The following is a 13,695-nucleotide window of genomic DNA, read 5'->3' on the forward strand; positions in this document are numbered from 1 at the left end:
GGTAATCCGAATCGCCCACTGTCCTTTGGCTCAAGGAATCACCACTGAGCTCGCAGCGAGTAATCCAGGTCCGGAGCAAGCCGTGGCTTACCCCGTCGCAGTCGGCCGGATCACAGGCGAGGGACTTGCCCACCGCCCAGCCTGACGGGTCAGCGCAGGCGGGAGCGTCGGGAGTGCCGCAGGCGCATTCCCAAATACACGATGTCCGCCGCGAGCAGGACGATGCCGATGATCAACAGGTAGAGCAGCCCGTCAGCGGTGGCGCCGATGATGCCCAGCACCATCGCGACAATGAGCACGGCCAGAAAGAGGACCACGAAGCACACCTCCTCGGTCGGGCGGGGTGACTCAGCGGCGGGCCAGCTGCCGCTCGCCGTTGGGCCCCGGCTGGTAGGGCAGGCCGTAATGCTGGAAAACGGCCCCCTCCTGTTCGAAGGGGAGCACGTCGTCGGTGCCGATCGAAGGGCACCGCTTCACCAGCGCCTTGTCGTGGGCGACCTTCACATAGCCCGGCCCGACGACCGCCCCGTCGAGCGGGACGAAGACCAGCCGGTGGTGGGTGGGCAGACCGATCTGGACCGTGGCCATGGCCGGCTCGTCCGTGCTGGTGTCCACGTAGATCGCCTCCAACACGCCGATCTTGTGCCCTCCCGCGTCCATCACGCCCTGTGTACGCCACTCACGGATATCCGCCATCTCGATCATCCTGAGCTCCTCCGGCCGGGTCCTGCCTGGCGACGTGCCCCCTCCCAGCCTGCCTCCTGACCGTCTACGGCACCAACCCGGAAGCCGCCCCGGCCCCCCCCCAGAGCGCGGGAACCGCCAGACGCATCGGGCGCCCCCTCCGCCGCCTTTTCGCGTGCGGGTCTACGGTCCGCTCGTACGAACCGAGGGCCGCCTCCCACGGGTTCACCGGGTCGAGTCGGACGATTCGGTCCCGGGAACGGGGGTGACGAGGATCTGTGCGGCCTCGGTGATGTTGTCGGCGTCGACCGCACGGGCCATCGCCACGCGCGCCGCGTCGGCCAAGGTGTCCGGCGGGACGACGAGCAGCGCGAAGTGGTCGTTGTCGCCACGGGTGATGAGTACGGTGTCGTCGCCGACCGGGAAGGAGTCGAGGTGGACGACACGGCCGTCGACGACCACACGAGTGGGGACGTCCTCCCAGGCGGCGGTGTCGAGGCCGACCCGGGTGACAGGGCCGAGGTGTCCGGTGAGCACCTGGATCAGGGCGGGCAGCTCGGCCGTGATGTCCCGGGAGCGGGGCCACCACGCGCCGTCGAGGACGCCTTCGCGAGTGTGCGTCGTCTGCAGCCGGAGCAGGGCCGTGCCGGGCCTCACCGCTCGGTGGATCTCGTCCGGAAGGAGCTTCCGAGGGGTGGGAGTGTCGGATTCGGCCATGGTGGCATCACCTGTTCGTGCGGGGCGCCGACACCTCATGGCCGGCGAACTACCGCCGTGGTCTCACGGTACTCCGCGCGCCTGCCCTTTCGCCCGCGACCATCGGGCCGGGCGGTGGTCCCGGCGGAAAGCGACCGGTCGGCACACGCTCGTCGGACCCCGGGGCGGAGTAGGCTGAATGTACCGGGAGTAACTCGAACACCCGCTCCCACGCGGACGTCGTTTCCGGCGATCAAGACACTGGGCCGCCCGCGGGCGGCCCGGGGACGGGTCCGCGATCATGACCACCCCGACCGCTCCCCCGCTTTCGGCGCGCCTGTCGCTGACACCGAAGACCACCCTCACCGGCCTGTTGGACGGCGCGTGGTGGCCTTCTTCACGTGACCTCGAAGCCCAGCTTCCTGCCCTGGTCGACGCGCTGGAGGACCGCTTCGGACGCATCACACGCGTCGCCGTGAACCCCACGCGCTGGCCCGTCGTCCCGCACAAGGTTCCTGTCACCGGGCACACCGTGCACGTGGGCTGGTTCACCGAACAGGACCCCGACAAGGTGATCCTGCTCTCCTACACCGTCGGCCGCTGCGACCTGCTGGTGATCCCGCCCGAGACCGAACCCGCCACAGCCGCCCGGCTCATGGCTGCCGCAGCCGTCCCCGGCAGCGTCCTCACCGCCGGTGTGCTGCTGTCCGACGAAACCGCGACCGGCCGCCGTCAGCGGGACGCCGGCAGCCGGGAGGACGCCTGGGAGACCGACGGAGGGACCGCCCCGAGGCCCCTCCGGCACCCGGTCGTCGGCGCGCGGATGATCCCCCTGCCGGGGAACACGCGGAGATGACGACATGGAGACCCTGATCACGCTCGCGGCAGGCGCCCTCCTGATCGCGCTCGGCATGCGCCTGATCCACCGGCTCAACGCCCAGCACGACGCACGCATCGCGGCCTACCATTTCAGCGACCCCTTCCCGGCCATCAGCCGGCCACCCGGCCACGGCAACCCCAGGTCGACAGGGCAAGTCCCCGGCCGCAGGCTCACGGGCACCTGGCCCTGATTCCAGACCACTCGACCGAATTCCAGACCACTCCTCCGATCGAAGGCCGCGGGTGGGGCACCCGACACCGGGAACGACCCACCCGCCGGCCTCTCGCTTCGCCCCGAAAGGGAACACACCGCCTTGTACCCCGCCGAGAACGAGCCCCTGCCGCAGGCAGGACACGCCGACATCCGTATCGTCGCCGCCACCCCCGAAGCCGCCCGCGCGGTCGCCGAAGTGATTCGCCGCTGCTTCGCCGGGACGGAGCAACGCAGCTACCCCGTTCCCGAGGGCGGCACCCGCCTCCACCTCACCGTCGACACCGAAACCGCCGCGGAACCCGCCCGCTCCTGGCTCACCACCAGCAGACCTTCCACCCGCACCGGCACCCACGACGACGAAGTCTGAGGGCCGGACTCCTACGAACGAAGGGACTCGATCATGGCGACCCTCCGCGAGCGGCAGGTCTACCGCGAACGGGTCCTGACCGCCCTCTACGAAGCCACCGAGGGCAACCGCCTCCTCGGAGTCCCCGGGCGGAAGCTGCGGAACGACCTCCACATCCCGGAGGAAGACCTGGCCGCCGCCTGCACCTACCTGGCCGGCGAGGGCCTGATCACCGTCGACTGGGAACCGGGCAACACACCCGCGATGGTCTCCCTCACCCACCAGGGAATCCGCCGCATGGAGGCCGAAGAAGAACGCGGCTGAGCCGGACCGTCCGAGGGCTGCCCCGTCCACGGCTCAGCCCGGCGCCGACGGCCCGCAGTCGTACAATTGAACGTGGATCGAGCACTCTCACGTGTGACGATCCGGAAGGGCGGCCCTGGCGGAGTGAATGCGCTGGGGCCGTTGTGACGACCGCCGCCATGAGGCCCACGCGGCCGACGCCATCGAACGCAGGCCCTGGTCAGAGACCAGGGCCTGCGTCGTTTCTCAGGTCACCGCGTCAGCGGAAGCGGGCGCGGGTCGAGTGGCGGGCCGTTTCTGTGGCGTGTTCCAGGAGGCGGACGACGATCGTGTGGTGGCCGGTGCCGTACGTGGAGGTGGTCAGGGGGAACGACCAGGTGGTGAGGCCCTCGGCGGGGCGCCAGGCCGTCGGGTCGGCAGGGGTGTTGCGGGGGACGACCTGCCATTCGACGCGGGCGTCCGGGGTGACCCGGAAGCTCGTCCGGGTGACCGGGGACGGCGTGCCGTCCCGGACGGCGCGGGCGTACAGGACGTGGTCGCCCACGGGCAGGCGGCCGGCCTCGGCACGCCAGGTGCCTGTGGTGTCGTCGAGGCGTGCGGAGACCGGTGCGGAGAAGCTGTCGTCGTCGACGGACAGCTGCACGCGGTGGGTCTCCGGGCGGCCGCCGACGCCCTCCGGGTCGGTGCCCAGGTCGGGGAAGGCGAACCGGCCGCCGGCGACGACGGTCTCGCCCTCGGTGACCGAGGTACCGTCCGCGGGTGCGGCGAGGGTGACGCCGAACTCGAGGCCGGACGGGGGCAGCGGGGCCGGGTCCAGGGACAGCTTCGTGGCGTGGTCGCCCTCGTAACCCACCATCAGCAGCGCGGTGGTGTCGGAGAGCAGTTGGACGGTGAGCTGCTCCCCGGTGAAGGCGTGCCGGGTGGTCTCGAACTCGATGGTGAGCTTCGTCCAGGCGCCCGTGACCGGCTGGGTGGTGGCCTTGCCGCGGCCGATCTCCCGGTCGGTGGCGTGGAGGACGACCGTCGGGCCCACCAGGGCGGCCGGGGCGCGGGTCTTCACGTACAGCTCGGCCCGTGCCTCGGAGCCCGCGGCGAGCGGCTCGGTCAGGGTGTCGGTGGCGGGGTGCGCGGCGGTCGGCAGGTAGGGGGCCGCGGCGGAGAGGGTGTCGCCGACGGCGCAGCCGTCCGCGTCGCCCGCCCGGTCCGTGCGGTCCATGGTGCGCTCGGCCGAGCAGTCCGACGGCTGGTGGAGGTGGTAGGTGAATGAGCTGGCGGAATAAGGGGCTTGGGCCGGAGCGTCGGCACGCGCCCGGGCCTTGAGGGTGCGGTTCAGTACGTCCAGCGCGGCCGTCGGCGTGGCGACGTCGGTCAGGTCCGCCGACATCCCGGTGGGCAGCGGCGCCGGGTCGTCCGTACCGTCGCCGTCCCGGTCGTAGCCGCCCCAGATGCTGTCGCGGATGGCGCGGTCGGCGGCGAAGAAGTCGTCCTCGACGGGACGTTCGGGGAGCAGGGCGCGGCCGAGCAGGACGTCCGTGGCGCGGCGGGCGGTCTCGGGCGTGGCGGCGCCGTACCCCTCGAAGAGGACGTTGCCCGGCGTGTGGGGCGAGCCCACGGGCCAGGTCGCGGAGGGCGGGTTGTCCGCCCCGAGCGGATACGCGTTCTTCAGGACGGCCTCGCGGAGTTCGGCGCGTGTGAGCCGGCCGTCGTGGAGGTACGTGCTCTCGGGAACGGCCGTGCCCTGTGCGACGACCTGGCCGCCCTTCTGCCCGGCGCGCGGGTCGCCGACGGTCTCGCGGACGCGCTGGAGGGTGGTGCCGAAGACACCGGCCGTGTACGGGGTGGCGGCGGAGGTGCCGCTGAACTGGTCCTGGCAGTGAACGCCGGTGTGACAGGCGGAGGGAAGGCTGCCGATGCCCCAGGACGACAGGTGGACGGGCATGCCGTCGCCGACGACGGCCCGCTGGTCGTTGCGGCGCAGCGCACCGACGGTGATGTTCCAGTCGGGCCCGGTCTGGTCGGAGTGCCAGGTGCTGACGGGTACGTCGAAGGCGTTGCCGACGCCGTTGCCCGCGGCGAACAGGACGGTCTGACCGCGCTCGGCGGCCGCCTTGGTCACCTCCTCGCCGCTGACGACCGGGCCGGCCGGGATGCCGCCGACGTAGCCGAAGGAGTGCGAGGTGATGTCGACCCAGGGGTAGGCGGTGGCGACGGTCTCGTCGAGACCCTCGACCATGACGAGGAGGCAGCTGGGGCAGTAGCCGTAGCGGTTGCCCGCCGAGACGGAGGCGGAGCCGGTGCCGTGGCCGTTGTCGTCGAGGACCGGGTGGGCGCCGTCCAGGCTCGCCGAGTACGCGCCGATGATCTTCGTGCCGGGGATCCAGTGCAGGGTGCCGCCCGGTACCCGGGTGCTCGTCCACAGCTCCTTGTCCTCGGCGGGCAGATAGCCCTTGTCGAGGGTGGCGGGGAGCGCGCGGGCGGAGGCCGGGTAGCCGGGGATGTACTCCGAGGGGTGGCGGGTGAAGTTCCTCGTCAGCGCCAGGACGTCGGGGTCGGGGTAGGTACGGGCGGAGAACTCCAGGTGGTACGGGTTGATTCCGGTGTCGGCGATGCCGATGACGGTGACCGGAGGCGCGGTGTCGAGCCGGTCGGCGGCGCCCACGAGCACGGAGGTCGTCTCGCGCCGCTCCAGGCCGGCCCCGTCGGTGGCCTTGAGGGTGACCAGGTGCCGCCCGTCCGGCAGCCGGGCGCTCAGTGAGGTGCCCGTACCGTCGTCGAAGTTTCCGTCGCCGTCGAGGTCCCAGGCGGTGGCGACGGGGGCGGTGCCGCCGGTGACCGTGCCGCTGAGCCGCTGTTCCGTACCGGTCTCGAAGGCGTACGGGCCTCCGGAGGTGACGACCGGCCTCGGGTCGGCGGTGCCCGTGCGGGCGACGACGCGCGCCGTCAGCTCGTCGGCGACGGTCGCCCACTTGACGGCGACGACCTTCCAGGTGCCGGGTGTGGGTGAGTCGACGGAGGTGTTCTCCGGGTGGCCGGACGATTCGGACTTCGCCACCGCCGTCCCGGACGGGTCGGTGACCCGCAGGTCGTAGTCCTGGGCCGTGGTCTTCCAGGACAGGGTGACGTCCAGGGACCGTACGCCGGACGGGACGTCGAAGGGGAACTCCACGGTCTGGCCGGTGGGGAAGGTGCCCGGGGTCGGGTCCGTCCTGGTCTCGTTCAGCAGGTCGCGGCGGGTCTCCTCGCCCACGGCGACCTTCACGGTGTCGGTGGCGACCGCGCCCGCGGCGTCGGTGACGGTGAGCTTCACCTCGTACGTGCCCGGGGCGAGGCCCGTCGTGTCGAGGGCGGCGCTCGCCGCGTCCGCGTCGGCGAGCGTGCCGTGCGCGGCGGTCCAGGCCCAGGTGTAGGGCGCGGTGCCGCCGTAGGCGCTGCCGATCAGCACGGCCTTCTCGCCCGCGGTGACGAAGGAGCTGTCGCCCGCGTCCGCGTGGACCGGTGCGGGTTCTCCGGGTGTGCCGGGGGCGCCGGTGCGGGCGGTGCCCGTCACGTCGACGGTGCCGCTGACCGGCTGCCGTACCGCACCGTCGACGACCGTCTGGCCGCCGACCGTGCCGACGGTGACACCGGGGGCTTCGGCCGCGACGGCGGCCGGGGACAGGGACATGGCCAGCGCCAGCGAGGTGCCGACGGCGATGCGCATCAACCACGCGGGGGTCAACGAGGCGGGTGTCGACCGGGCGGGGGTCAACGAGGCGGGTGTCGACCGGACGGGTGTGAACCAGGCGGGGGTGGACCAGGCGCGTTTCATCAGCCGTCGCTCCACTTCTTCGCGCAGGTCTTCAGGTCGGCTTTGACGTGCCCGCCCCGGTCGACGACGACGGGCACGCGCTCAAGGACCGTGCCGTTCTTCTCGCAGGAGAGGGTCCAGTTCTCGACGAGCCCACCGGTCTGCTGCTCGGTCGCGTCGTAGAGGGAGGCGGTGAGCGTCCAGGAGGGCGCGGCGGAGGCCCAGTTCTCGACCCGCAGGACGTACGTGCCCTGCGCCGGGCTGTCGAGGAGCACCCGTTCCTTCACGCCGACGGATCCGGCGGAGCCGCCGACCTCGGTGAGGGTGCCGTCGGCGTTCTTGCGCAGTACGCGCAGGTCGAGGTCGTCGGGGGTCGGCCAGTCGAGCTTCACTTCGAGGAGGTCGGCGGCCCGGTCGACGGTGAACTCCTGGTCCGTGGCCTGCGTGGGCGCGGTGGTGCCGGTGTACGACTGCCGCTTCAGCGGCTCGGAGGCGATCACCCGCGTCTGGCGGGCCTTGACGACGGGCCGGGTGGACGGGTTGACGTGCCAGGTGTACGAACCGGCCGCGCCGACGGTCAGGGTGGTGTCGAGCGTGTCCTGGATGACGCCCGCCCAGGTGGGGGTCGCGAAGGTCTTCTTCAGCCGCAGGGTGGCCCCGGCGGGCGCCTTGCCGGTGATGACGGAGTGCGCCCGCGGGTCGACGGCGTTCTCGAGGGCCAGCAGGAACGCCTCGCGGTTGCCCTTCCCCGCGTACGCGCCCGCGCCGAGGTACTCGTCTATGACCTCGGGGAACGGCGGGTGGAACTCGTCGGGACCGATCTCGAAGGTGTAGCCGTAGCCGCCGGTCGCGTTGTACGACCAGTCCTCGGTGGTCCCGGTCGTGTCGTACAGCTCCCAACTGTGCTGGCTGGTGTAGCCGTTCTGCGCGGCCATCCGGTCGCCCAGCTCCTTCAGCGCCGGCTCGTCCGGTGCGTCGCCGACGGGCAGACCGTCGTGGCCGATGGTGTCGGGGGCGACGCCGTTGGGGCGCAGCACCAGGTTGGAGAAGGTGTGGTTGGTGATCAGCCCGGTCACCTGGCGGCCGCTGACGAGGGCGCGGATGTTCTGGGTCTCCGGCTCGGAGAAGGGGGCGGCGCCGCGGTAGGTGGCCTGGACGGGCTCCGCGGCCGCGCCCGGGCCGCCCCAGAAGCCGCCGTAGTTGCGGTTGAGGTCGACGCCCGCGCCGAAGCCGCCGGGGCTGCTCACGAGCCCGCATTCACCGGCGAGGGGGGACAGGCCGTCGATGACGCGGCAGTTCTTGCGCTTGTACGCGTTGCCGGGCGTGGCCAGGATCGAGCCGGTGCCGCCCTCGTCGACGGTGCGCAGGTCGACCAGTTGCCCGTCGTTGATCGACTTCTCGAAGCCGTCGACGTTGACGACGGGGACGACGATCACGCGGGCCTTCTTCAGCAGGGCGGTGATGCGCTCGTCGGTGCCGTGGTTCTTGGCCAGGTCGTGGGCGAACTCGACGGCGTGCTCGCCGGAGGGCCATTCGCGCGCGTGGTGCAGACCGAGCATGACGAAGACGGGCCGGCCGTCGTCGACGGCGGCCACGCGGTCCGCGATCTCGACTCCGTACACCTGCTTGCCTTCGAGGCTGCGGTACGGCAGGGCGAACTTACGGACGGTTCCCGGGTGTCGGGCCGCCAGGCGGTCGAGGTCGGCGTTGTAGTCCGCGAGCCTGCGGTAGGTGTCGCGTCCGGAGGGCAGGGGCGACGTCGTGGTGGCGGCGGCGTAGGCGCGGTTGGCGGCGTTGACGTCGGATTCGCGGCGGAGCAGGTCGGGTATGCGGACCTGCCAGTCGAGGCCGGCGGCGCGCAGCGTCAGGGCGTCGCCGGCATGATGCAGGACGACTTCGACGTAGTCGTGTCCGGCGTGTTCGGTCAGGTCCAGGCCGAGGGCCACGAGCCTGTCCTTGTCGGCGCGGGTGGGGGTGTCGACGGTCACCAGCTGCGGGCGGAACGTTTCCGCCGCGGCGGCGGGCACCGTACCCACGGGGAGCAGTCCGCCACCGGCCGCGGCGGCCACGGTGACGGCGACGGCGATCGCCCTGAATCTACGAGATCGTCGGGATGAAGCGACCACATGAACTCCTGTCACAAGGAGCTCCGCCGGGTGGGCACGGCACACCTGTGGGCTGCCGTTTCACCGGGCGTTGCCCGATCCATGGGGGGAGGCGCACGGAACATACCGCACGTCATGGCATGGACACGAGCAGTTGCGCGAAAGATCCGGAAGGCAATCCTCCGGCGGCCGCCGCCCACCGTGAAGGGCGTACCGGACCCTTGCCGGGGAACGCCGCGAACGCCCCTCGCGCCTTGGGCCCCGGGCTCGTGGCCTGGGTAGGGGGCTCAGCGCTCAGGGCTCCCGATCGGCCCACGGCGGGGGTGAGAACACCGCCGCCGTACTCGTGATCACTCCGCCGACCGACGTCGTCGTCACCGTCTCCTCACGGCACCCCACCGGGGCGACGAGGCGATCAGCCGAGGCACACACCGATCAGGCAGACCTGCGTCGGCGATGCCGGGTCCGTCCCCGAGGTCGGCACGAGGCCGAGGAGCGATGTGCCGGAGTCCGCGGGGCGTTCCTCGGCGGTGACGGGCGCCGTCGTCTCCGGGGGCGGGGCGTCGGCGGTCCCGGTGTCCACCGCCGGGGCGACCGACGCCGGTGCGGTGCGTGGCGCCGCACTCCGGGGCGCGGACGGTTCGGTCGTGGTGACGGTTCGGGGCTGCCGGTTCGTCGTCGAAGCGGACGGCGTGGCGACGGCCGTGTTCCCCTCCTGGGCGGCCGTACGGGAACGGGTGCCGGGCTCGTGCGCAACCGGCCTGTCCGGCTGCTCCTGCGGCGCGACCGCAGCCGCCGTCTGCGGCGCGGCCGGCTTGGTGACCGGCTCCGGCGGCGGGGCGGCGAGCGCGTGACTGGTGGACGGCCGGGTGGACGGCATCGCGGCGATGGTGAGGCCGCCACCGACAAGGGCGACGGCCGTCGCGGCCACGGCCCGGCGCCGGTGCTTCTTCCAACGTGCCAGCTGGCGCCGCCGAGCCGCCCGGCCCTGCCCCGTACGGGCGCCTTCTTCGAGGTCACCGGACGCGTCGCTGTCCGAGCCATCCGCCACCACGCCTTCGGAAGCGGCGTCACCGATCGCCGCGGCGGCGGAGTGACGGGCGCCGGTGGAAGGCCCCGGAGCGAGAACCTCCGTCGCCGGCCATACCTCGTGCGTCGTCGCGGGGGACGGCACCACGCTGTGGACGCGATGGGCGGGCGGGGCGATGTCGGGAGCGTAGGCGCCGCACCCCGGACACACGAGCGCCCCGTTGAGGTTCCGGCGGCACGAGGAGCAGTAGTCCATCTGCGATCTTCCTGTGGTGACTGCGCCGCCAAGGACGCCGGCGACCTTTTCGAGTTCGCACGCGGGATCGAACGGCCAGTAACGCTAGCGGTACACGAGGACGGCGGTGCGCAGCCCTTGTGATGCTGCCGCAAAGGTTTGCGTGGGTGATGCGGCGAACGTGAATGCCGCTCGTCGGCCACGCACGGCGTCGCGACCGCGGCTCCGTCGGGCAGGGCTGGTTCGGGCAGGCATGGTTCGGACAGGCCTGGTTCGGGCAGGCCTGGTTCGGACAGGGCCTAGTGATGCCAGGCGTGCCCGCCCGTGTTGTGGATGAATCGCTGCAGCACCTTGAGGGTGGTCACGTACTCCTCGTCGGAGATTCCCGCGTGGCGTTCCGCCCACAGCTCGTCCTGGAGCGCCGCGGCCCTGCCGTAGAGCTCCCTGCCCTCCGCCGTGATACCCAGGCGCCCCTCGGCGTCCTCGGTGATCCAGCCCTGGACGATGGCGTCGTCGATCTCCGACTCCATGGTGTGCGCACCCGTGTCGAGGTAGTTCCGGAGGAGGCGGGACACCTCCTCGCGGGTCCTGACGTCCTCGCTGCGCGCCACCTGCGCGAGGACCCACCACTGCGGCTGGCTGACGCCGATCCCGGCGAGGACGGTTCGGATGCGCGTGACGACAGCGTCGTAGGCCGCCCAACTCCAGTAGCCGATGGGCTGCTGGATCAGTTCGGCGTCGCTGTGCGAGTACTCCATGGCCGGTCCTCCGTCTGTACGGGAGCTGGTTCGACGAGAACGACCGTAGAAAGTCAACCAAGGTTGAGGTCAAGCCACTTCGGCCGGCCCATCACGCGGGCCGGCGTCAGTTCACCGCCTTCTTGATGAGGGCGCCGATCCGCTCCTCGTCCGCGGCGGTCAGCTCCGTCAGGGCGTAGGCGGCCGGCCACATGGTGCCCTCGTCGAGGTGCGCCAGGTCGCTGAAGCCGAGGGTGGCGTACCGCGACTTGAACTTCTGCGCGCTCTGGAAGAAGCAGACGACCTTGCCGTCCTTGGCGTACGCGGGCATCCCGTACCAGAGCTTCGGCGCGAGGGTCGGCGCCTCCGTCTTGACGATGGCGTGGATCCGCTCGGCGAGGACGCGGTCCGCCTCCGGCATCTCGGCGATCTTCGCGAGCACCTCGCTCTCCTTGTCCGCCTTGGCCCCGCCGCGGCGCGAGGACGCCTTCAGCTCCTTGGCGCGCTCCTTCATCGCCTCCCGTTCCTCGTCCGTGAAACCGTCGTACGTCTGCGTGTCCTTCATCGCGGTTCTCCCCTCGTGCAAGGCGTGATCGGGTCTGTCTCATGCTAGGGATCGGCCCCCGGGCCGGGCTTCTCCGAAACTGATCGGTCGCTGCCCCCTGGTCGGGGCGGCGACGGCGGAGCGGACCTCGCTGACGCCGAGGTCGCCACGACGCAGCATCGTCGTCGCGCGCTCGATACGACGCGCCATCAGGTACGTGTACGGCGACTCGCCGTACGCCAGCCGGAACTGGCGGCTGAGGTGCCCGGCCGGCATGTTCACGCCCCGGGCGAGCGCCTCGACGTCCAGCGGCCGCGCGTACTCCCGGTCGATCCGGTCGCGGACGCGGCGCAGTCGCGCGAGCTCGTTCAGGCGCTGCGCCGCGATGCGTGCGCGCCCCCATGCGGGATGACACATGCGAGAACTCCTCTCATCGATGTCCACGAGCATCGATGCCCGCGAGCGCCCCGGTCACCTCCCGAGGCGGACGGCGAGGGTGGGGGAGGGGCCTCGCCGTGGGCCGGACATGTCAGCGAAGCTCCTGGATGCGGATCAGGTTGCCCGCGGGATCGCGGAAGGCGCAGTCGCGGATGCCGTACGGCTGCTCGGTCGGCTCCTGGACGACCTCGGCGTCGGCGGCCTGCACCTTCTCGAACGTGGCGTCGAGATTCCGGGTGGCCAGCAGGATCCAGCCGTAGGTGCCCTTGGCCATCATCTCGGTGATGGTGCGGCGCTCGTCCTCGGTGATGCCGGGGTCGGCGGCCGGCGGCGCCAGGAGGATGGACGTGTCGGGCTGGCCGGCGGGACCGACGGTGATCCAGCGCATCTTGCCCTGTCCGACGTCACTGCGGACCTCGAAGCCGAGGATGTCCCGGTAGAAGGCCAGGGCGGCGTCCGGGTCGTCGTGCGGGAGGGAGCTGGTGTGAATGGTGATGTCCATGGCCGTCACGTTAGGCGCGGCTCGCCCGCCGACGCTTCTCCATTCCTGACCGGTTCGCCCGCCGCGTTCACCCGCACCTGCGCGACCGTGACCGTGACCGCGTGACCCCTGTGGCGCGGGCGGCCTCTCGCCACGACTTCCTTCCGTACGAATAGATATCTGTGTCCGCGAGATGAGAGTTTGCCGGACCACCCGGTGAGGGTTTGACGGACCCCGCGGTGAGAGTTTTTGCCGCAACGACATAGCGGGCGCATTAACGCGCACTCGCCGCCGTGGCGTGCTACTGTCGATCTCAGTTGCAGTTGTGGTTCCCAAAAACTTCGAGTGCCCTCGGCCGGCTTCCACGCCGCTGAGAGTGCTTTTGTATTTCCGGTATTTCCGGGTGGGGTAATCATCACGGCGACACGGCATCCGCGCAGTGTGGATGCCGGTTTGCCCCGAAGGAGATATGAACATGGCATCTGGCACCGTTAAGTGGTTCAACGCGGAAAAGGGCTTCGGCTTCATCGAGCAGGACGGTGGCGGCCCCGACGTGTTCGCCCACTACTCGAACATCGCCGCCCAGGGCTTCCGCGAGCTGCAGGAAGGCCAGAAGGTGAACTTCGACATCGCGCAGGGCCAGAAGGGCCCGACGGCCGAGAACATCGTTCCCGCCTGACGCTGACGCGTACTACGTAGCTGGGGCCCGCATCCTTCGGGGTGCGGGCCCCAGCTGCACGTGTTTCCCGCAGTGGTTTCACCTGCGGATGATTCCAGGGGCCCGCCGCCTCGTCGCACGCGGTCACCCCTTCCGGCCATGCACTCCTTTTCAGAGCCGCACCGCCACATCAGCATCTGCGCCCGCATGATCTCGCGCCGGCCAGTTTCGCTTTCGCGTTCCATTTCGGCCATTCTTGCAATTCTCCGTGCTGCACATCCGCTGCGGGAATTCCTTGATATGCGCCGCATCGAGGAAGGTTCCGTATGAACCGCACACGCACGAACGACCGCTCTTCCGACACCCGTACCCGGACCGGCGGCAGCGCCGGACGGGGCAACCGGTTCGGCTCTTCGGCCCAGAGCCGCTCCGCCGCTCCCGGCCGTTCCGCCTCACCCAGCCGTTCCGGCGGCTACGGCCGTCGGCCCGCCGCGGTGCAGGGCGAGTTCACGCTCCCCCGGACGATCACCCCCGCGCTGCCCGCCGTCCAGGCGTTCGC

14 protein-coding genes and 2 pseudogenes are annotated in these 13,695 nt (G+C 71.1%); 6 read left to right on the top strand and 10 right to left on the bottom strand.

The genetic code is table 11. From position 1 onward, the window contains the following. Nucleotides 1-149 precede the first annotated feature (149 nt). The 3 genes from ABZY12_RS30550 to ABZY12_RS30560 all read right to left on the bottom strand — a co-directional run bounded on the left by ABZY12_RS30550 (nt 150) and on the right by ABZY12_RS30560 (nt 1,401). Nucleotides 150-317, bottom strand: a complete 168-nt coding sequence (locus ABZY12_RS30550; protein WP_356895994.1) for a hypothetical protein — start codon at nt 315-317, stop codon at nt 150-152. A gap of 31 nt (nt 318-348) precedes the next feature. Further along, nucleotides 349-705 (bottom strand): PRC-barrel domain-containing protein, encoded by a 357-nt coding sequence (locus ABZY12_RS30555; protein ID WP_356895996.1) that lies wholly within the window; start codon nt 703-705, stop codon nt 349-351. A 204-nt stretch (nt 706-909) separates the two neighbouring features. Continuing rightward, entirely contained in the window at nt 910-1,401 is a 492-nt protein-coding gene (locus tag ABZY12_RS30560; protein WP_356895998.1) for a DUF5994 family protein, read from the bottom strand. Between the two features lie 280 nt (nt 1,402-1,681). Here ABZY12_RS30560 and ABZY12_RS30565 point away from each other — a divergent pair, with 280 nt between their 5' ends. The 4 genes from ABZY12_RS30565 (at nt 1,682) to ABZY12_RS30580 (ending at nt 3,143) form a co-directional block, all read left to right on the top strand. Beyond that, the gene (locus tag ABZY12_RS30565) at nt 1,682-2,236 is read left to right on the top strand and encodes a DUF5994 family protein (protein WP_356896000.1); all 555 of its coding nucleotides are present in this window, start codon (nt 1,682-1,684) and stop codon (nt 2,234-2,236) included. Between the two features lie 4 nt (nt 2,237-2,240). After that, nucleotides 2,241-2,450 carry a hypothetical protein gene (locus tag ABZY12_RS30570; protein WP_356896002.1) on the top strand — a complete coding sequence of 70 codons (210 nt, stop codon included), beginning with the start codon at nt 2,241-2,243 and terminating at the stop codon, nt 2,448-2,450. Nucleotides 2,451-2,573: 123 nt separating this feature from the next. Continuing rightward, nucleotides 2,574-2,840, top strand: coding sequence for a hypothetical protein (locus ABZY12_RS30575; RefSeq protein ID WP_356896004.1), 267 nt, complete (start codon nt 2,574-2,576; stop codon nt 2,838-2,840). A gap of 33 nt (nt 2,841-2,873) precedes the next feature. Then, nucleotides 2,874-3,143, top strand: coding sequence for a hypothetical protein (locus ABZY12_RS30580; protein WP_356896006.1), 270 nt, complete (start codon nt 2,874-2,876; stop codon nt 3,141-3,143). A gap of 238 nt (nt 3,144-3,381) precedes the next feature. On the opposite strand, the gene ABZY12_RS30585 is transcribed toward ABZY12_RS30580, so the two are convergent. The 7 genes and pseudogenes from ABZY12_RS30585 to ABZY12_RS30615 all read right to left on the bottom strand — a co-directional run bounded on the left by ABZY12_RS30585 (nt 3,382) and on the right by ABZY12_RS30615 (nt 12,499). Next, a complete protein-coding gene (locus tag ABZY12_RS30585) occupies nt 3,382-6,930 on the bottom strand; it encodes a S8 family serine peptidase (RefSeq protein ID WP_356896008.1) in 3,549 nt (1,182 codons plus the stop codon). Next, nucleotides 6,930-8,945 carry a M14 family zinc carboxypeptidase gene (locus ABZY12_RS30590; RefSeq protein WP_356896010.1) on the bottom strand — a complete coding sequence of 672 codons (2,016 nt, stop codon included), beginning with the start codon at nt 8,943-8,945 and terminating at the stop codon, nt 6,930-6,932. The genes ABZY12_RS30585 and ABZY12_RS30590 overlap by 1 nt, the downstream gene beginning before the upstream one ends. A 484-nt stretch (nt 8,946-9,429) precedes the next feature. Further along, complete coding sequence (locus ABZY12_RS30595) at nt 9,430-10,299, bottom strand: hypothetical protein (protein WP_356896012.1); 870 nt, start codon at nt 10,297-10,299, stop codon at nt 9,430-9,432. A 278-nt stretch (nt 10,300-10,577) separates the two neighbouring features. Continuing rightward, a complete protein-coding gene (locus ABZY12_RS30600) occupies nt 10,578-11,036 on the bottom strand; it encodes a MarR family winged helix-turn-helix transcriptional regulator (protein WP_356896014.1) in 459 nt (152 codons plus the stop codon). Nucleotides 11,037-11,142: 106 nt separating this feature from the next. Beyond that, on the bottom strand, nt 11,143-11,580 hold the full coding sequence (locus tag ABZY12_RS30605; protein WP_356896016.1) for a DUF1801 domain-containing protein: 438 nt from the start codon (nt 11,578-11,580) through the stop codon (nt 11,143-11,145). A 111-nt stretch (nt 11,581-11,691) separates the two neighbouring features. Then, nucleotides 11,692-11,976: pseudogene (locus ABZY12_RS30610) on the bottom strand (AraC family transcriptional regulator); the annotation flags it as partial. A 112-nt stretch (nt 11,977-12,088) separates the two neighbouring features. Continuing rightward, complete coding sequence (locus ABZY12_RS30615) at nt 12,089-12,499, bottom strand: VOC family protein (RefSeq protein ID WP_356896018.1); 411 nt, start codon at nt 12,497-12,499, stop codon at nt 12,089-12,091. A 454-nt stretch (nt 12,500-12,953) separates the two neighbouring features. Here ABZY12_RS30615 and ABZY12_RS30620 point away from each other — a divergent pair, with 454 nt between their 5' ends. Then, on the top strand, nt 12,954-13,157 hold the full coding sequence (locus tag ABZY12_RS30620; protein ID WP_030693997.1) for a cold-shock protein: 204 nt from the start codon (nt 12,954-12,956) through the stop codon (nt 13,155-13,157). Nucleotides 13,158-13,462: 305 nt separating this feature from the next. Continuing rightward, nucleotides 13,463-13,695: pseudogene (locus ABZY12_RS30625) on the top strand (ATP-dependent helicase); the annotation flags it as partial.

This window comes from Streptomyces sp. NPDC006551 (assembly GCF_040611675.1).
GTDB lineage: Bacteria > Actinomycetota > Actinomycetes > Streptomycetales > Streptomycetaceae > Streptomyces.